We start from the raw sequence: 17,681 nt of genomic DNA, 5'->3' as shown, positions 1-17,681 counted from the left end.
CTAAACTGACGCTGATGTGTTTATCAAAGATGGTGTTATTGTGGTAGAATGTTCCACAGACGAGATTGCAGAAGCCGTACGCGATTATGATGGCGTAACCCGGAAACGTGCAATCGGAGAAATAATTAATTCACTCCGTCTTGTAACACCAAATGTGCCGGTCTCCTTCGGGGATGACGCGGCGCTTATACAGAACGGAGATACCGGCCTTCTTCTTGCAGCCGACGGCATCTGGAGTCGTCTTCTGGATGCGGATCCATACTGGGCAGGTTTCTGTGCAGTGCTTGTTAATGTGCATGATATCGCCGCCATGGGCGGCACACCGCTTGCCATGGTGGATATTCTCTCCGTCAGGGACGCAGCGGTCTGCCATGAGGTGCTGCGGGGGATGTATGAGGCATCCGCCAAGTTCTGTGTTCCGGTGGTGGGCGGCCATCTGCATCCCGATGCGGAGATGAATGTCATTGATGTCGCAATCCTTGGCACGGTGAAACCTGAAGACGCAATATTTTCCCATACCGCACAGGTGGGTGACCGGATTGTGGCAGCGATTGATCTCAACGGGCGGATTCATCCTTCCTGCGCCCTGAACTGGGATTCCGCCACCCTGAGGACGGCAGAAGAGGTGCGTGCGCAGGTGCGGGTGATGCGCACCCTCGGCGAAGGGCATCTGGTGACTGCCGGCAAGGATATCAGCAACCCCGGTGTCATCGGCACGCTCGGAATGCTGCTTGAGACCAGCAGGAAGGGTGCTGATGTCTGCCTTGACGACATCCCCCGGCCTGACCTTGACGCCCTCGGCATCACCTTTGACCACTGGGTGCGCATGTATCCCGGTATGGGATTCATCTGTTCCGTGCCTCCCGGTGCAGTGGACCAGGTTATCGACCTCTTTTCCGGTGTCGGGATGGCTGCCGCAGATATCGGTGTCGTGACGGATTCACGCAGACTGGTCATCTGTCATGGTGACGCAGAGTCCCTGGTGTTTGACCTGAAAGAGAAGGGGATCATGGGGATCCCCCTGAACGATTGAGGAGGGGCGGCCGGTGGTAATCGGGATTGGCGCCGGGACTGACCCGGCATCTGTCCGGGCGACCATGGAGCACCTCTCCGGAATAATTCCCCTCCGCTGTTTTACGCATCCTGATAACCGTGACTTCTTCTCCGGGTTCGATGCGGTGTACTCCCCCGTGCCGGAGGAGGCGCTGGTGCAGGCGCTCTTCTCCGGCGGGATTGATGCCGCCGTCCGTGGCAGTCTCCCGTCGAATTCTACCCTTTCTGCCCTGAAACGGGTCGCCGGTGTCCCCTGTCTGGAGCGTATAGCCTTTCTGGAAACCGCAGACGGCATCCGGTTTCTGCTGGCGCCCGTCGGCGTGGATGAGGGATGGACGGTCGATGAGAAAGTCTCCCTGATTGCACGGGCACAGAGGATGGCCCCTGCCTTCGGGGTGAGTGACCGTGCTGCCGTGCTCTCCGGCGGCCGCCTCGGAGATGTGGGGCGCCATCCGGTGGTGGACAGGACCATTACGGATGCAGAGGAAGTGGCGGCCCGCACCGGCGCCGATCATGCAGAGATCCTGATTGAGTCCGCTGTCTCTTCCCACGGGATTATCATCGCTCCGGATGGCATATCCGGAAACCTGATTTTTCGCACATTATGTCTCCTTGGAGGGGGGATTGCCCATGGTGCACCGGTGGCAAATATCGACAGAATTTATGTCGATACTTCGCGCGCCTCGTCAGATTATTCGAATTCAGTATTCATTGCCAATTCGTTGTTTAAAAAATAATGGGGGATTGTTGCACAATTAAATGACTGTTGTATCGATAATTTTTCGTTTTTTTCAATCGGAATCCGATTTACTTCAAGTGTTCAAAATATCCTGAATATACTCTTCATTGTTGATTTTACAAGGCATATTCCTCTGGATTTCCAGAAAGTTTTTATATTAATTTGCCGATTTTCTTTCTGAGGTGGAATAGAAATGGCGAATGATCTACCTATCGCTGCAGTCGTAAGGATTGCAAAGAACAACGGTGCTGAGAGAGTCGGCAGCGATGCCGCACAGGCAATCGCAGACGCTTCTCAGGAATACATTGCAGAGCTTACAAAAGAAGCAAGCAAGTATGCAAAGCACGCTGGCCGGAAGACTATCAAGAAAGAAGATGTAGACCTTGCGGTCAACGAACTGAACGCATAATACATCCTTTCTCTGCATTTGGAAAATGGTTCATCCACTTTTGGAATCCATTTTCATGAAACTGTGCCTGAAACATCTGTTTCATGCACATTTTAAAAAAAGTGTCTGAAATTTCAGACTGTTATCTCATTCAGATAATTCCTTTTGTACTCGGTATCTCGGTGCGTCCGGGAGTCACTGCCGCTGCCATGGAGAGTGCGACGCCGAATGTTTTGAAGAGCGCCTCACAGATGTGGTGGTCGTTTCTGCCCTCTGCCTTCATGTGTGCGGTGATGCCTGCACGGATGCAGAGCGTGTAGAAGAAGTGCTCAAAGATATCAGGTGGGATACACCCGAACCCGTTTGGTGAAAATGCCGCATCATACACGAGATAGCCGCGGCCCCCGAGGTCCAGTGTCACGACGGCGATGGCCTCATCCATGGGCACTGCCATGTGGGCAAACCGGCGGATGCCCCGCTTCTCTCCGAGCGCCTGTGCGAGCGCCTCCCCGAGGACGATGGCGGTGTCCTCGATGGTGTGGTGGCAGTCGATGTCAAGGTCCCCTGCTGCCGTGACGATCAGGCTGAACCTGCCGTGGCGTGCACAGGATGTGAGCATATGGTCAAAGAACGGGATGCCGGTATCGACGGCACTGTTTCCTTCCGTATCCAGGTCCAGCGTAACGGAGATTTCGGTCTCGGTTGTTTTCCGGGTGATTTCTGCCTGTCTCATCTCTCTGCCTCCTCGATTGCTTCTTTCAGGGTGATAGAGCCCCTGTACAGGGCTGATCCGAGTACGATGCCCTCTACTCCTATCTCACGCATCGTACGCACGTCCTGTGGCGTTGTAATGCCTCCTGACGCGATTATGGGAATGCTCACGGCCTCCCGCAGGCGGCGCACCGGCTCTTCTGCGATGCCGCTGCAGAGCCCCTCCACATCCACATTGGTGAAGAGCAGCGATCCCGCACCCCGTTCCTCGAAGAGACGGGCCATGGTGATCAGGTCGCCTGCGGTCTTTTCCCACCCGTGGACGACCACGGAGCCGCCCCGGGCGTCCACGCCTGCCATCACCGCCTCCCTGCCATACTCGGTGGCGATCTCCGTGATCGCCTCCGGGCGCTCGACTGCCAGTGTGCCGATGATGACCCGTGCGACACCGGCGTCCAGCCAGCCCGCTGCATCCGCTATGCTCCGGATGCCGCCACCGAGCTGTATCTCAGCGCCGGTGGAGCCGATGATCTCCTTAATGAGGCTGACATTCTTCTCAGCGGCACCGAAGGCTCCGTCGAGGTTGATGACGTGCAGGGCGTCTGCACCCTGCTCCAGCCAATCCTGTGCCCGGGAGACGGGGTCGCCATAGGTCACGGCGTTCTTCCGGTTGCCCTGCACCAGCTGCACACAGGTGCCGTCCAGGATGTCTACTGCGGGAAATACCTTCATCGTCTTCTCACCGGATGAGCCGGTCAATCGGCATCACGAGGATGTCGCGTGCCCCGGCATTGCGCAGGCGGGTGATCAGCTGGTAGACTCGTTCTTCATCGACCACGGCATGGACGGCGACGAGGCTGCCGTCGGATGCGACGTCCATCACGGTCGGGCCGCCGAGGCCGGGCAGCACCTCCTTCACTTCGCTGAGTGAGTCACGCTGCACATTCATCATCAGGTAGCACTTGCCGCGGGCTGAGATCACGCTCTCGAGAGCGAGGGTTATTTCATCTATTTTCCCCCGCCGCTCCTGCATCGCCGCATTGTTCCCGATGAGGACGGTCGTTGAACGGAGGATCTCCTCGATTACGATCAAATGATTGGTCTTCAGCGTCGTGCCGGAACTGCTCAAATCCACAATCGCATCCGCCACCCCGAGATAGGGCGTTGCCTCACAGGCGCCGCTGACCGGAAAGAGGCTTACGTCTATCCCGCGTTCCCGGAAATACTCCCCGGTCGTGTGCGGAAATTCGGTTGCGATGCGTTTGCCTGCCAGCTCTTCCGGGGCCCGGATGCCGGACTCCTCCGGCACGGCGAGCACCAGCGTGGCGCCGCCCATCTTCAAATCGAGGATCTCGGTGACCGATGCGCCGCGTTCCCGGACCATGTCGCGCCCGGTAATCCCCAGGTCTGCGGCGCCGTTTGCCACATATTCGGGAATGTCAATCGGCCGGGCAAAGAGCACTTCGACAGCCGGGTCACATGTCGGTGCGATGAGCTTACGGCTGGATGAACTATGGAGATGGAGTCCGCCTTTCTCCAGAAGCTCTATGATCGGGTCTGAAATGCGCCCCTTATTCGGAATTGCCAGCCGTAAGTGCTCTCGTGTCTCGTCTGTCATATATCTGTGCTCCGTTCGGTGGATTTTAGAAGGTCTTCATCTCTCCGCGGATGACCCGCTCGGTGATTGAGGTGATGTCGGCAAGGCCTGCGTCGATTATTTCCTCGATGCCGCGGCTGATAACAGCGGTATCCGCTCCCTCTGCTGCCACATACTGTGCGCCTGCGATGAGCGGCTGGTCAATCGGGCGTCCGATCTGGGAGAGGAGCCTGATGTAGAGGTCCTCGATGCCGTCGAGCTCCTGTGCACACTGCTGTGCCAGTTCGGTGGAGAGGAGGTTGTAGATCTTTCCGATATGGTTGATCGGGTTCTTTCCGCTGGTCGCCTCCATGCTCATCGGGCGGTGCGGGGTGATAAGCCCGTTTGCACGGTTGCCCCGGCCCACGGAGCCGTCGTCTCCCATCTCGGCGGAGGTGCCGTTCACCGTCAGGAAGATTGCCCCCTCTGCCTCGTAGTTGTCGCCGGTGTTGATGTCCACTGCCACACGGCGGTCAGTGATGCCGGATGCGACCCGCTGCACCTCTTCGCCGACACGGATGACTGCCTCTTTGTAGTCGTTCATGTCCGTGCAGAACCGGTCGATCATCGGCACGCAGAGGGTGAGGGTAATGTCCTCTTCCTGGCGCAGACCCATGATCTTGATATCGGTCCCGATGATCGGGTTTTTCGGCCGGTATACACCGTCGATGTGGTTGCTCACGGCAAGGATGACATTCTCAAGATCAGAGAACGGTGCATGCCCCACGCCGAAGGATGTGTCGTTTGCGTGCGGAAGGTGCTGTCCGTTGCAGGCACGGAATACATCACGAAGGTCAGACGAACCTGCCCCCATGCGGCAGTCAACGATGACATCCTTGTTCATGTTGAGGTATTCCAGCGTATTCGAGAGATAGTTGCGTGCAGCCTCGAGTGCAATCGCGTCGGTGGGAACAGTCACGCCGTCGAAGGTCTTTGTGGCACGCCCGGTAAGCAGCACATACATGGGCCGGGTGATGGTGCCGCCGCCGAACCGCGGGATGGACTCTCCTGCCACAATCTCGCCCTGGTCGGTGTTGTGGTGCAGCACAGCGCCGCATTCATCCAGGTATGCCCGCGAGAGGGCCTGTGAGACCGCTTCTGCGATACCGTCTGCAAGACTGTCCGGGTGGCCGATGCATTTGCGTTCTGCAAGTTCCAGTTTCTGTCTGTTGAGTGGTGTTTCGCTGAGTGTCTCAACTGCAATATTGCGTCCCATTGATGTTCACGAACTCCTTATAGATAATTAAAAAGTGGAGTCATTGCAACATAAGAATTTCCTTTGGGGTAGAAAATTACCTGTGGTAATATTTTATTAAATAAGGCGCATTTTCACTCGTCTGTGGACAAACGATCTCACGAAACTGTCGGATTATCGGCACAGCTGGTTTTCCGGACAGGAAGTGTATGCACCCGGTACCATTTCCCCCCGTTCGACTATCAGATACCACAAACAGGTATTCAAACCGACAGACTTTTTGCAGTGAGGCGAAAAAGGCCCCTTATGGGTAGTAAAAAGGAAACAGATATCGTGAAACAGACGTCATGGGAGTGCCCGGTGCTCCTGGTACATCAAAGAGATCACGCTCAGGAAGCAATTTTAGCCGGATGCAAAGGCGACAACACGGTTGTGTCCCCGGATGTAGGGCATAATAACTGCAACTTTAATACCGGACTGGAGTGTATTGCGTCTTGTCGAGACGTGACAACGAGCTGAAGATACACATAAACACTGGATACAGTTGTTCTTCATGAATTACATTCATGGTTTGTCGGCGAAGGCTTCTCAGTACAGCATGAACAACACGGATTGCTTTCTCAAAGCTTTCGCCGGTCGTTGCATGGATCACAATTTCGTCCAATTCCGGGAGAACTCAATTCCAATAAAACCAAGAAAGGGATTATTCAGCTGGCACATACGGGTTGAACATCGCATGATTCGGACCAGATTGTTGGGATTTCAAGGAATTGAACCTGTGCAATTCTCATTTGGATTGTTTTTGACGATTGCATGCGAATCCAGCGGTTGAAATCCAAAAATATATCCGTTCAGGTAATCAATCCGATGTAATAGAATCCCAGTCAACAAAACAACAGAATAAAAACACTGCCGGATGGCAGACACCAACATTGGCCGTACTCACCAGACATCAAAGTAAAGAGAGCGTTATCATGGGTTGCAAGACAGCGGGGGTAACAGGTTCCGGTAGCTATTATTTCGGGTGTCTGATCGAACAGTTCGGATATTGTGAACTCGATTGTTCCTCAACGATCTCAAGTTAACAATGGCCTCCGAAATTCTCACATTGTTACTGTAAGAACACACGTTGCCAGATAAAAAATCCCGAAAAAATGTTATGATATGGTATGAATGGCAGGAATTCAAACACCATCACACATTTATCAAATTCTTTTCCTGTCGAATCATAGAATCAGGTACTGCCTGACCACCTCCATGAGGTAGGGGGACAGACACACAGACAAATGTTTATTGGTGCTCTTCGTTCACAAACCGGTCAATCCTCTCCTGCCAGTCCTCTACCTCCCATGCCTTCTCATCCTCTTCAAGGAGGCCAAGATCATATGCCTGTGCATGGGCGACCCCGCAGAGATATTCCACCGGTGTATCGAGCGTCCCGTGCTCCATCCACGACTTTGCCGGGCACTGCTCGCAGAGGCCTTTGATGAAACATCGGGCGCATCGGGCAAGATATTCGGGATTCTCGGCCTCCATCTCGCGCAGTTTTGGGAAATAATTCGTCATTGAATCCTCAAGCGACCCGGAACGAAGGTCATACACACAGTCCGGATGCCTGAGCATCATGCAGGGCTGGTACATGCCGTACGCATCAACACACCCGCCATGTCCTGCCCCACAGGCGAGGAGTTTTTTGCCGGATGGCCGCATAAACTTTGAGCAAAACTCCCGCATGCTCTTCAGGTACCGCTCACGGTCCCGTGAAAGCACAGAAACACCATCCTCCGGCGAGAGTCTTAGTGTTGCTATCTGCCGGTTCTTCTCCGGAAAGTCCCTGCGGCACCGGAGGTCGAAAAACATTGAATAGGACGGGGACGTGTCCATCGCCGGAATTGTCGCAGCCCACGCCTCAAATTCATCTATCTCGTCCCGGTTCGGGGGAAGCAGGGCACCCTTTACGACAAACGGAATGCCTTTCTCCATGAGAAGCTGCATACCCCGCCGGAACTCATCGTACGAACCCGGCACACGAGCAACCGCCTCGTATGACTCCTTTGTCATTCCGTAGACCGTGATCTCTATCTTCTCAAGCGGAGGGACACGTGCAAGAAGGTCGGCAATTTCAGGAGTAATCAGGCGTCCGTTGGTAAAGAGCATGACCTTCATGCCGAGTTTCCGGGCGAAAAGGTACAGCTCCGTAAAATCATCCCGAATAAGGGGTTCCCCTCCGGTAAACCTGACCGACATCGCACCAAGGACTGCGGCTTCGGTAAGGATCCCCTTAATCTCGTCTGTTGACAGCTCACGCCTGCGGGCATCCTTGTCATCCTCGGGCAGGTTGATGCAGCAGTGTATGCAGTTGTTGTTGCACCGCTCGGTTAGCTCCATATCCAGCCTGCCAAGGAGTGGTATTTTATCCTTCCATAAGTGATGAGACGTTGCATCGACTGTTACGGCATAGGGGGAAGAGTGCTCTTCTGTCACAGAGCATCGTTCCTGATAAGCTCGCGAATCTCCGGCACAATCGCACCGCTCTTATCAAAATGCATGACATAGCAGGGGACCTCGGTAACAATCCTCTCAAGGATCTCCATCTCCCTGTCCCACCATTCGGCTGTTCCCATTGGTCTGATCAGGGTGTCAAAAAGTATCCTGAAACATTGTTTCTTATCCGTAAGCGGTTTTATCGCATTTTCTGTGTCCTGTTTCAGGAACAGTATCCCCCTAAGCGGTGCTGATGCCGGTGAGACATCGGGGACATCCCCATGACTCCATGTCCCGTGGACATACCAGCCGTCATCATGGCGCCTGACAATATTTCTGTCATCACAGAGGATTTCAACCTCAAACGGTGAACTGTTCAGGCTCTCCTCTGCTGCCTGCCTGAGAAGCGTCATCGTGGTAGACTTGCCTGCCTCGGAATGCCCGACAAACATCAGGCCCTGCCCGTCAAGAGAGACCGCACCGGAATGGATCAGGGCAGCATTCCGTTCAGCAAGAAGCGGGGCAACCCAGATCTGGTCCGTCGGGAAGAGGGAGAGCGACTGCCACCCTTCGGTCCGGATTCGTTCGCCATCTTCTGGAGGGCTGTAAATAGTTGCCTTTGTATAATCTCCGCTAAAGACTGCCACCCTGTGGATACCCTGGTCCTCAGGATTTGGTGAGATGCCCTGATAGAACCAGGTATCCCCTTTCCGGGAGATTGCCCACGGCGCCTTCCGGTAGAGTTCCCTGCCGAGATCCTTTCCTGCAAGGTCAGGCAGTTCAAAGTAATGCCGGATGGTGACATTGTCATCACCCGGACCATCGACCATGAAGGGCACCAGTTTCTCGGCAAAGCCTGTTTCATCAAAGTCAAGGTCACTCTCCAAACGGGCGGTGATGCCTGCAATTCTGAAATAGCGGCGGTGTTTCTTTTGCCATTCTTCCCTGAATTTCTTTGCTTCATCAGCGACTTCACAGAGATACGGGACTTTTGCAGAATACCTGCCGGTTTCCAGGTACCCATAGACCGGACACCACCGGCAGTCTGACCGTTTCTCACACGACCCGCAGTTCTCCCGGTATTCCTCTCCCCCTCTGACCGTATCTGCGAGGGAGGGGATGAACACCTCCCAGGCTTCCTCGAAACTGCCTGTTCGCAGGTCATATCTCATTGCGGGATCTTTGATGAAGCAGCAGAAGGACATCATCCCATACGGATCCACATGAAAGTCCCTCCTTTTCTCTATACACCGGGCAAAGAGACGGTCATCTGTTGGATTCGGACTGCAGGAATCCTCTGTTCTGTGCTCCTCTTCATACGAGATGTTTGGCGTATCCAGGGCTATCACATCTGCCGGGGAAAGTCGCTGGGCTGCGATCTCAGCGTTCTTCTCAGCCGAGCCGCATGCAGACAGGTACAGCCAGGGGGCACCTACTCTCCAGTGGGGGGTCAGAGACTGTGCCAGTTCAATCATTGCAGGATATTCATGATAACTGTCTTTCATCGGAATAAGCTGGACGGTGAAACCGGCTCCCGCCTCTTTCAGGAGTTCAAATCCCCGCATCGTGGCCTGAAATGAACCGGGACTCCGGGTGATCCGGTCATGAACCGCTTCTGTCGCACCGTAGAGCGCAATCATCTTGTTCCCTTTCCGCGTCATGAGTTGAGCGATCTCCGGGGTGATCATCGTGCCGTTCGTATTGATCGAGTATGAAGAGGCCCGGCTCGTTATGTAATCAAATATTTCGGCAAAATCCGGCCGGAGCATCGGTTCGCCCCCGGAGATGGACCAGTGCCGGCATCCCATAGCACGTGCGTCGTCGACGATATGGCAGATCTCATCAAAGGAGAGTTCCTGCTTTTTTTCCGGAGCACCCGGCGGAATTCTCAGCCAGCAGTGACAGCAGTTGTTGTTGCACCGATAGGTGAGATCGATGGAACCGGAGAGGGGAAGACGGGGCATCCGGTCGGTTTGTTTAATGGATAAGTAGTCGGTCATAAGGCATCCAAATGGTTTTGAATATCATTTACAGAGCAAAAATCACAGTATTTCATTCTATTTTCTGGTCATTTGGCTGTTTCAACCGGATGCCATTTCTGAGGGTAATTTCCATCCCAAAGGGACATCGGACTGATAATCTGTATCGATAATAAGGAAAAATGGGTGAGAATAGTTGATAATTATTGTTAAGGGAGATTTGGATTCTTTGGACCATCCGGCGGAAAAAAGGGTATGAATTTCAGCTGCATGAATGAGGTTTGTCTCCATTTTCCGGTGATATCGCTCCCTGTATGATGTCATCACTGAACAGCAGCCCCGTTTTCAATCAATGGACATATCTGGCAGGAGACCATATTTTTTTATTATGGCGTCACCCGCACCGGTTCAGAGTATTGGATTTAAACATTGTGCCGGACAAAAATCCATCCGGAACCTCCACACAATCGTTCCATTGGCGGGTGATCCCCCGAATGCGCTCCTTGCACTCCCGGATGATCTTCTGGAGTACCTTCTCTGTATCATACGAAACACCCCCGTCGTTCCCCCTGCCTGCTCCACAGAAGAGTGGGATGCCCTGCTGACACTCCTGCGTCCTCACGGAATCTTTCCCCTTCTGGCATTTCATCTGAAAGAATGGGATGAGGAATGCCTTCCGCCCAAAGAAATCATGGCATTTTTCTCGCGGATATTCATGGAAGGGTGTGCACGGAACCTTCGTCTGGGAAGACAGGTGCGGACCGTTACCACCGCACTGGAAGATGCCGGCATACCTGCCATTCTTCTCAAAGGCCATGCACTGGCACGCACGGTCTATCCCGACCCGGCACTGCGGCATTCTTCAGACATTGATATTCTCGTAAAACCGGATGATATCATCCGGTGTGAACCGATCTTTGAGAAACTTGGCTATTCCTGTCCGAATAAAACGTTCCACACATCCCGCTACTCTGCCCACCATCAGAATTATTATCTGCCGGGGAAGGGCATTCCCGTCGAATTGCACTGGGTTACCGATTCCGGCTATGGAATGTTCTCCCCGGACTGGCTTGACAATGCCTTTGATCGCAAAATACCCATCCATGCGGATGATCTCTCCTGTTATACGCTGGACCCTGCCAGTCATCTCACGTTTCTTGCCTATCATCATGTATTCCAGCACCAGTCTCTTCGCCTTGACTGGGTGTATGATATTGCCTCACTCATGAATTCTCTCCGTGTGCCGGAAGACTGGGAAACGCTCCGCTCCACATGTGTACAAAATCATATCCGGATTCCTCTTGAGATTGCACTGACTGCCGGTTCTCTCTGGGCAGGAGCTGCCATTCCGGAAGCATTTGCGGATTTTTCCGGTTGGGGGGCTGCATCTGACCGGGAGGAGCGATTGTGGAGGTATGCAAAAAACCGTGGAAGTTGTATCCACTCCGGAATGTATCTTACCCTGCAGGGCATGCCTTCCCATTATGAGCGAGTACGCTACTGTTACCGGTTCATTCTTCCCCATCGGGAATCGATGAATCACTACAAACAATCAGAATCCCCGCTTGATATCCCGTTTTCGCATATCCGGAGATGGATGAGTATCAGGAATTATAAACTTTAATTTTGCCGTTCCGGCAGAAGTTCGGGGGGATGATCCGTTCCTGACTGCGGGATGCTTCACCCTTGCAGTATAGTGCCGTCAGGTGCAGGATTGTTTTTGTGGTCTGACAGGAATGTGGTACGCCCAAAAATGGATGGCTGTCATGTTGAGCATGAATATGAGATGGAGCGTTCATGGTTCTTTCTTTCAGGTGAGCAAAGACCTGTCCGATAAAAAAAGGGGTTTGTATTTCAGGGTTCTGTTGTGGTAAAATTCGGTTTCGTTCCGGTATATCCGAGAGACCCTGCCCGTGCATGGGCGACACTACAGAAGTAGTCAACCGATCCGTCCAGAAGGCCGGTCTCGATATCGGCATGGGCCGGACACCAGAGGCAGAGATTGATGATTGGGCATTTCCGGCAGGTCTCCAGAAATGTTGTATCATCTGAATGCATATCCCTCACTTTCGGGATGAAATTGTACCAGGCGTCTGCAAGCGTCCCTGTTGTCAGGTCATAGATGCAATCGTGGTGGCAGAGAGACATACACAATCTCATCATCCCGTCAGGGCTGACGACGAAATCGCCGATGCCGGCACCGCAATGGAAGAGATGATTGCAGCTGATATTGCAGAATTCCGGAATGATCATCCTGTCGCAACCATTTGCAAGTGCCTCCCGCCGGTCAGGATCTGCTGCCTCCAGTGCAACAACCTCTTTGGGGGTAAGCCGCTCGTTCCTGATTTCTTCATTTCTTATCGGGTCATGATCCATTCTCAGGTGTAGCTGGGGATCGAATCGGTAGTAATCCTTGGTCCGTGCCCGGCAGAATTCAGCAATCTTGTCTGTTTCATGGAGGTTTGAGTGGATTGCCATGGACTTGAGCCGGATCTTCACACCCGCATCCTGCAGGAGGGTAAGGCCCTGCATGAACGCATCATATGAGCCGGGGATGCGGCTGACCGCTTCATAGGTCTCTTTTGTCACGCCATAGACGGTGATCTCGATGTCCCGCGGCGGATACCTGCGGAATAAGGCCACATGCTCTTCGTGAATCAGGGTCGCATTCGTCATGACCGATACGAGGAGTCCCTTCTTCTTCAGGCCGAGATAGATCTCCGTGAAGTCCGGCCTGAGCAGGGGTTCGCCGCCGGTAATATTGCACCAGATCGCTCCGAGAGCGATGGCCTGATCGGCAATATCCATGATCTGGTCGGCGTTCAGCTCCCGTTCCCGTGCGCCTGCATCATTCGGCGGGAGGTTGATGTAACAGTGTGTGCAGTTGTTGTTGCACCGTGCGGTCAGTTCAAGGGTGAAGGAGAAGCATGCCCGTTTTTCCTTCATTTCATCCCAGAGTTTGAAGTCCTGAATTTTTAGTTCGGTGATAAATTGTCCCGTCATGATACTATCCGTCATTTATGTTCTGCGTTCGCAGATCCTGTGCATTGCTATCCGCCGAATCCCGGTCGATGCATACTCATCGCTTATTTGCTGCTCCAGCTCCGGTTGTGTGAGTGGTTCGAACCCAAGCTTCCGGTAGAGCGATATGGCTGGTCTGTTCGTTTCCCCGACAATGAGAGACAATTCCGGTGCCCCCTCCTGTTCGGCCATCAGGATCACCTGTTCTGAGAGGTCTCTCCCAATGCCCATGCCGCGGTATGGTACCCTGACCATCAGGTCGATAAGCCAATATCCGGCGTAGGGATGATGGGATTCAGGGTGACGCATAAGCTGGACGAAGCCGACGATCTCTTTGCCGTCTTTTGCAACGAAATTCGTCACCAGCGGGTCGGGTCGGTATGGCGGCTGGTCAGGATGATAATTCCACCCGCTGTAGAAGTTGTTCATGTCCTGATCATCCGCTTCCGCGATGGATATCCGGGGTTTTAATGAGCCTGCCACCCGCCGGTATAATGCGAATTTCTGGGCTGTCTGTAGACCTGCTGCACCCGCTCCTTTGAAATGGCTGATAGTTCTGGTGATCTTACGGAGGTGACCCGTTCTGCTGAGCATGGCTATCGGTCTTCGCCCATACCTGATCCCTGCTACTGCTGCATCCCTTTCCTTATGCTCGACCCTGACGACGACTCCGATGAGGCTGGATGCAGGAATCGTCCCATCCGGCCCCTCAGTGTTGTCTCCCCGGATCAGGTAGCCGCGGTCGGTCTTTTCAACCACCCGGTGGACGATCAGGTTGCCGGTGCCGGGGTGGACAAATGCCACCACATCGCCGGTCTCCGGGCCGTTTTCAGGCAGGGGGGCGACGGTGATGATATCACCGTTCCTGATGAACGGGTACATGCTGAATCCGGGTGCACGGAAGCGGAAGAGTTTTCCCCGTTCTGTGACGGCCTTGAGGAGTTCAAGCCGTATTTTACTGGTATATACACTCCTGTCTTTCTCCGGTTCAATCGTGCTGGTCTGTTCAGACTTCAACAACCATTCTCCGCCGGAGCAGTTCGGCAGCGATCCCATGCACGTCGGTTTCAATTGCACCGGGGGGAGCGTCATATTCGGCTTCAAGGGCTTTGGCTATCTCACCAAGACTGGCCTTTCCGTCAAGCCTGTCCCAGACTGCCCGCCCCGTGTCGTTCATGGTGTAGATCTCGTCTTCCATATCGCCGATTCCGGAGGTGAGGGGGACGATGATAAGTTCGCCCATGACATCCCGTGATACGACATCTTCCGACGGTTTAATTACTGAATTGAGACTTATTTCTGTATTCATATAGATCAATCGTTTTTTTGTTGATATTTATATTTAAGGAATCTGATATGGAACTCTCTCCAGAGTTCGTCCGAACAATGCTTAAATGGCAGGATAGCGATTTTTCCACAAAAAAATTGCATGTACGTGTCTGCCACTATCATCCGGGAACTCCATTTTTATTTCATATAAACCGTCCCGTCCTTCACCACGTAAATGATGTCTGTAATCCTGAGGACCGAGGGGCGGTGGGATATCAGAATCGTTGTCCGGTCTGCAGAGAGTGCTTTCAGGAGAGGAATGAGGGCCTCTTCTGTCCGTTCATCCAGTGCAGATGTTGGCTCGTCCAGGATAAGAATCGGGGCGTCTTTTAGAAATGCACGGGCAATAGAAATCCGCTGCCGCTGCCCAACAGATAGCTGGGTGCCCCGTTCACCGACCACCGTATCATATCCGTGAGGTAGTGCCAGAATTTCATCGTGTATCTGTGCCCTGGTTGCTGCTGCAATGACGTCATCATCGGTCGCATCCGGCCTGCTGTAGAGGATGTTTTCCCTGATCGTTTTATTGAAAAGAAAGAGGTCTTGTGAAACAACTGAAATCTGCTCCCTGAGCCATGTACCGTTCAGGGTGGCAATATCTCTCCCGTCTAAAAGAATAGTTCCGGTATCCGGGCGGTAAAAAGACAGAATCAAACTTATAAGTGTCGTCTTTCCTGCACCTGTTTTCCCGGAAATACCATATATTTCCCCACGTTTCAGGGTGAGGGTGACATGGGACAGCACCGGTACATTCTCCTGATAGGAAAACGAGACATCTGAAAAGGTGATGGTCCCTTCCGTGGTTTCAGGTATGATGCCTTCATTCTCATCTGCCTCAGGCGTAAGCCTGAAGAGTTCCTGTATCCGTTCGGCCGAGGTAAATGCCGGCTGCAGGAGGATGGGAAAAGACAGCAGTGAATTCATCGCTCCGGCAAATGTGGCGATATAGGCGGTATATGCCACAAAATCCCCCACTGTCATACTGCCTGCAAGAACAGCATTACCCCCAAACCAGAGTACCGTGAGCATAATCAGGGACTGGGTGCCGAACCGCACCTGCTGGGAAAAACTGTTCAGCATCGTATTTCTGATGCGGGTGTCAATGGCTGCAGAGAGCGCTGATGAAAGCCGCTGGTATTCACGCCGCTCTGCGGTATGAACCTTGACACTCTCGATGCCGGTAATAATCTCTTGGAGATCCTTTGAGATGTCGGCCCGCCGCTCCCGCTCCTCGTACGTAACTGCCCGGATGTACCTGACAAAAAAGAAATTGCCGACCAGAAAGAGGGGGGCCAGCACAATCACGAGGGATGTCAGCCGGGTGTTGAGGGCAAATAAAATGCCGACTGACATGATGATATAGGTAATATTTGACAGCATCTGGGGGAGAAACTGCGAGAAGATATACTCCAGAACACTGACATCCTCTGTCAGGCGCGACATGATGTAGCCGGTCTGATGGGAACGGAAATACGCTATGGGAAACCGCAGCACATGACTGAAGAGATCGGTCTGGAGATGAAAGGTATAGGCTTCCCGGAAACAGACGGTTACATAACTGATGGAAACCTGAAGAACAACGGTGAGCACTCCGAGCAGGAGAACCGCGATAATGAGGGCTGTCAGGGAATAAAAGATCCATGAGATCTGTGTGACCATCCATGCCGGAAGAAGGGTGTTTAGCTCCTGAATGATGCCTGCAGGGTCATTGCCGAGAAAGATATTGTCAATAAGGATCTTTGTCGTCAGGGGGTAAAGCACCTTTACGCCACTGAGCAGGATATTGAAGAGAATACAGAGAACCGCAAGGTGCATCACCGGTCGCAGATATTTCAGAAAAAAAGTCAGATCGCGGGAGTTGAGGCGAATATGCTCCCGTTGGGGGATGACAAAGAGCCCCCTGACAAATCCGGATATGGCCCGGATTCTCTCCGGTACCTTCATCGAATTCCTCTGACCACCGGTGACACAAGTGCGTACGAAAGAACCTTCATCAAAATTTTCCTTCCCGTTTTGCGATATAGATGCCCAGTCCTCCGAATGCAAGAACCAGATATATCAATGTCAGATTCCTGAAAATGATGCTGACCGGCCATTTTTCTGTCCAGGGAACTGTATACCGTTCATCAAGTTCTTCTGCACGGGCAAAACACTCCGCAGCTTCCCGGTCTCTTCCCAGACCAGACAATGCCTTCCCTTTGTAATACCATGCCTGAGCATAGGTGCTGTCGGTTTCCAGTGCTTTATTTAAGTGCACGAGAGCCCGTTCATCGTCCCCCATCTCTGAGATCAGGTATCCGCAGATGTAATAGCTCCAGTTCGTATGCAGATAGGTTTCTGAAGCATTATCTATCATAAAGATGGCCTGCTCAGTTTTCCCATTCTCATGTGCATTCAGTGCCGATTGAAGTTGTGAAATAAAACGATCTGTCTCAATATCATCTGACGCATTCCCTATTCCGCTGCAGAGCATGAGAATAATGAGAAATCCTCCGATGAATCGGTGTATGGCTGCTTGTTTCATGAAGTGAATCCGATGATGATTCCTGTTCTCTGCTATGTTCAATCAGAATCGTCTGTTATATTAAAATTTGTATTTTGAAATAAATACCTGCCGCTATTTATTTAAGGTAAAATGGATTTTGGGGCGATTATTTCAAAATAGTGTGACAAAACAGGGCTTGATTAAAGGGAGCATCTGCGCTGTCATACCTTTCAGGACACGCAATGAAAACGTGATTCACATGCCATCATCCGGGTGATGTGTGTGATTGCCATGTTCACCGGTTAGTTCCCCCACTCAAATACCGGCTGCGAATTGTTCATCCCGCTCCTTCCCGTCCCCAATCTCCCACGCCCGTTCTCTCTCCTGCATGAGCCCGGGATCATACGTCCGGGCATGGGCAATCTCACACAGATACGCCACCGGGGTATCCAGCGTTCTATGCTCCATCTATACCTTTTTGGGCGATGTTCGCAGAGATCTTTGATAAAACACGGGTCGCTCCTTTCAGCAGGCTTTACGCTGTCGGGCGTCCGGGTGTGGGAATTGGTTTGTAAAAATTTGTGGGATCCGTCGACACTGGTTCCCCGCCACTCCCGGTATGCGGGAAGGGAACGTGCGGATGCAGGTTTTTTTCCGCCGG

At 52.8% G+C, this 17,681-nt stretch carries 16 protein-coding genes; 4 read left to right on the top strand and 12 right to left on the bottom strand.

Annotation, left to right across the window (positions count from 1 at the left end; all coding sequences use genetic code 11):
- The first annotated feature begins 16 nt into the window (after positions 1 to 16).
- The 3 genes from L1S32_RS06605 to L1S32_RS06595 all read left to right on the top strand — a co-directional run bounded on the left by L1S32_RS06605 (position 17) and on the right by L1S32_RS06595 (position 2,201).
- Positions 17 to 1,033 carry a methanogenesis marker 2 protein gene (locus tag L1S32_RS06605; protein ID WP_278154240.1) on the top strand — a complete coding sequence of 339 codons (1,017 nt, stop codon included), beginning with the start codon at positions 17 to 19 and terminating at the stop codon, positions 1,031 to 1,033.
- 13 nt (positions 1,034 to 1,046) lie between these two features.
- Positions 1,047 to 1,790, top strand: a complete 744-nt coding sequence (gene mtxX, locus L1S32_RS06600) for a methanogenesis marker protein Mmp4/MtxX (protein ID WP_278154239.1) — start codon at positions 1,047 to 1,049, stop codon at positions 1,788 to 1,790.
- Between the two features lie 195 nt (positions 1,791 to 1,985).
- A complete protein-coding gene (locus L1S32_RS06595; protein ID WP_278154238.1) occupies positions 1,986 to 2,201 on the top strand; it encodes a histone family protein in 216 nt (71 codons plus the stop codon).
- A gap of 130 nt (positions 2,202 to 2,331) precedes the next feature.
- Here L1S32_RS06595 and hisB read toward each other — a convergent pair whose 3' ends face one another.
- From hisB to L1S32_RS06565, 6 genes are all read right to left on the bottom strand, one after another.
- Positions 2,332 to 2,913 carry an imidazoleglycerol-phosphate dehydratase HisB gene (gene hisB / locus L1S32_RS06590; protein WP_278154237.1) on the bottom strand — a complete coding sequence of 194 codons (582 nt, stop codon included), beginning with the start codon at positions 2,911 to 2,913 and terminating at the stop codon, positions 2,332 to 2,334.
- Positions 2,910 to 3,623 carry a 1-(5-phosphoribosyl)-5-[(5-phosphoribosylamino)methylideneamino]imidazole-4-carboxamide isomerase gene (hisA, locus tag L1S32_RS06585; protein WP_278154236.1) on the bottom strand — a complete coding sequence of 238 codons (714 nt, stop codon included), beginning with the start codon at positions 3,621 to 3,623 and terminating at the stop codon, positions 2,910 to 2,912. Before hisA ends, hisB begins: the two co-directional genes overlap by 4 nt.
- Positions 3,624 to 3,630: 7 nt before the next feature.
- Positions 3,631 to 4,509, bottom strand: coding sequence for an ATP phosphoribosyltransferase (hisG, locus tag L1S32_RS06580; RefSeq protein WP_278154235.1), 879 nt, complete (start codon positions 4,507 to 4,509; stop codon positions 3,631 to 3,633).
- A gap of 25 nt (positions 4,510 to 4,534) precedes the next feature.
- A complete protein-coding gene (locus tag L1S32_RS06575; RefSeq protein ID WP_278154234.1) occupies positions 4,535 to 5,743 on the bottom strand; it encodes a methionine adenosyltransferase in 1,209 nt (402 codons plus the stop codon).
- Between the two features lie 1,269 nt (positions 5,744 to 7,012).
- A complete protein-coding gene (locus tag L1S32_RS06570; RefSeq protein ID WP_278154233.1) occupies positions 7,013 to 8,206 on the bottom strand; it encodes a radical SAM protein in 1,194 nt (397 codons plus the stop codon).
- Complete coding sequence (locus tag L1S32_RS06565; RefSeq protein WP_278154232.1) at positions 8,203 to 10,206, bottom strand: radical SAM protein; 2,004 nt, start codon at positions 10,204 to 10,206, stop codon at positions 8,203 to 8,205. Before L1S32_RS06565 ends, L1S32_RS06570 begins: the two co-directional genes overlap by 4 nt.
- A 367-nt stretch (positions 10,207 to 10,573) precedes the next feature.
- Between L1S32_RS06565 and L1S32_RS06560 the strand changes: the two genes are divergently transcribed.
- Positions 10,574 to 11,809 carry a nucleotidyltransferase family protein gene (locus L1S32_RS06560; protein ID WP_278154231.1) on the top strand — a complete coding sequence of 412 codons (1,236 nt, stop codon included), beginning with the start codon at positions 10,574 to 10,576 and terminating at the stop codon, positions 11,807 to 11,809.
- Positions 11,810 to 12,039: 230 nt separating this feature from the next.
- Here L1S32_RS06560 and L1S32_RS06555 read toward each other — a convergent pair whose 3' ends face one another.
- From L1S32_RS06555 to L1S32_RS06530, 6 genes are all read right to left on the bottom strand, one after another.
- On the bottom strand, positions 12,040 to 13,203 hold the full coding sequence (locus tag L1S32_RS06555) for a radical SAM protein (RefSeq protein ID WP_278154230.1): 1,164 nt from the start codon (positions 13,201 to 13,203) through the stop codon (positions 12,040 to 12,042).
- Positions 13,204 to 14,223: a GNAT family N-acetyltransferase gene (locus L1S32_RS06550; RefSeq protein ID WP_278154229.1), complete on the bottom strand. Its 1,020-nt coding sequence runs from the start codon at positions 14,221 to 14,223 to the stop codon at positions 13,204 to 13,206.
- Positions 14,213 to 14,515, bottom strand: a complete 303-nt coding sequence (locus tag L1S32_RS06545) for a PqqD family protein (protein WP_278154228.1) — start codon at positions 14,513 to 14,515, stop codon at positions 14,213 to 14,215. Before L1S32_RS06545 ends, L1S32_RS06550 begins: the two co-directional genes overlap by 11 nt.
- A gap of 158 nt (positions 14,516 to 14,673) precedes the next feature.
- Positions 14,674 to 16,479 (bottom strand): ABC transporter ATP-binding protein, encoded by a 1,806-nt coding sequence (locus L1S32_RS06540; protein WP_278154227.1) that lies wholly within the window; start codon positions 16,477 to 16,479, stop codon positions 14,674 to 14,676.
- Between the two features lie 49 nt (positions 16,480 to 16,528).
- A complete protein-coding gene (locus L1S32_RS06535; protein WP_278154226.1) occupies positions 16,529 to 16,891 on the bottom strand; it encodes a tetratricopeptide repeat protein in 363 nt (120 codons plus the stop codon).
- Positions 16,892 to 17,335: 444 nt separating this feature from the next.
- Positions 17,336 to 17,488, bottom strand: a complete 153-nt coding sequence (locus tag L1S32_RS06530; protein WP_278154225.1) for a hypothetical protein — start codon at positions 17,486 to 17,488, stop codon at positions 17,336 to 17,338.
- Positions 17,489 to 17,681: the final 193 nt, after the last annotated feature.

The organism is Methanogenium sp. S4BF (genome assembly GCF_029633965.1).
Taxonomy (GTDB): domain Archaea; phylum Halobacteriota; class Methanomicrobia; order Methanomicrobiales; family Methanomicrobiaceae; genus Methanogenium.
Note: the sequence above shows the minus strand (reverse complement) of the source record. Positions and strands in the feature narration are given on the sequence as shown.

Coding starts and splice junctions, on each gene's coding strand:
- L1S32_RS06555 (WP_278154230.1), bottom strand. CDS start 13,203: ATGACGGATAGTATCATGACGGGACAATTTATCACCGAACTAAAAATT.
- L1S32_RS06560 (WP_278154231.1), top strand. CDS start 10,574: ATGGCGTCACCCGCACCGGTTCAGAGTATTGGATTTAAACATTGTGCC.
- L1S32_RS06540 (WP_278154227.1), bottom strand. CDS start 16,479: ATGAAGGTACCGGAGAGAATCCGGGCCATATCCGGATTTGTCAGGGGG.
- L1S32_RS06545 (WP_278154228.1), bottom strand. CDS start 14,515: ATGAATACAGAAATAAGTCTCAATTCAGTAATTAAACCGTCGGAAGAT.
- hisG (WP_278154235.1), bottom strand. CDS start 4,509: ATGACAGACGAGACACGAGAGCACTTACGGCTGGCAATTCCGAATAAG.
- L1S32_RS06535 (WP_278154226.1), bottom strand. CDS start 16,891: ATGATAGATAATGCTTCAGAAACCTATCTGCATACGAACTGGAGCTAT.
- hisB (WP_278154237.1), bottom strand. CDS start 2,913: ATGAGACAGGCAGAAATCACCCGGAAAACAACCGAGACCGAAATCTCC.
- L1S32_RS06530 (WP_278154225.1), bottom strand. CDS start 17,488: ATGGAGCATAGAACGCTGGATACCCCGGTGGCGTATCTGTGTGAGATT.
- L1S32_RS06575 (WP_278154234.1), bottom strand. CDS start 5,743: ATGGGACGCAATATTGCAGTTGAGACACTCAGCGAAACACCACTCAAC.
- L1S32_RS06595 (WP_278154238.1), top strand. CDS start 1,986: ATGGCGAATGATCTACCTATCGCTGCAGTCGTAAGGATTGCAAAGAAC.
- hisA (WP_278154236.1), bottom strand. CDS start 3,623: ATGAAGGTATTTCCCGCAGTAGACATCCTGGACGGCACCTGTGTGCAG.
- L1S32_RS06565 (WP_278154232.1), bottom strand. CDS start 10,206: ATGACCGACTACTTATCCATTAAACAAACCGACCGGATGCCCCGTCTT.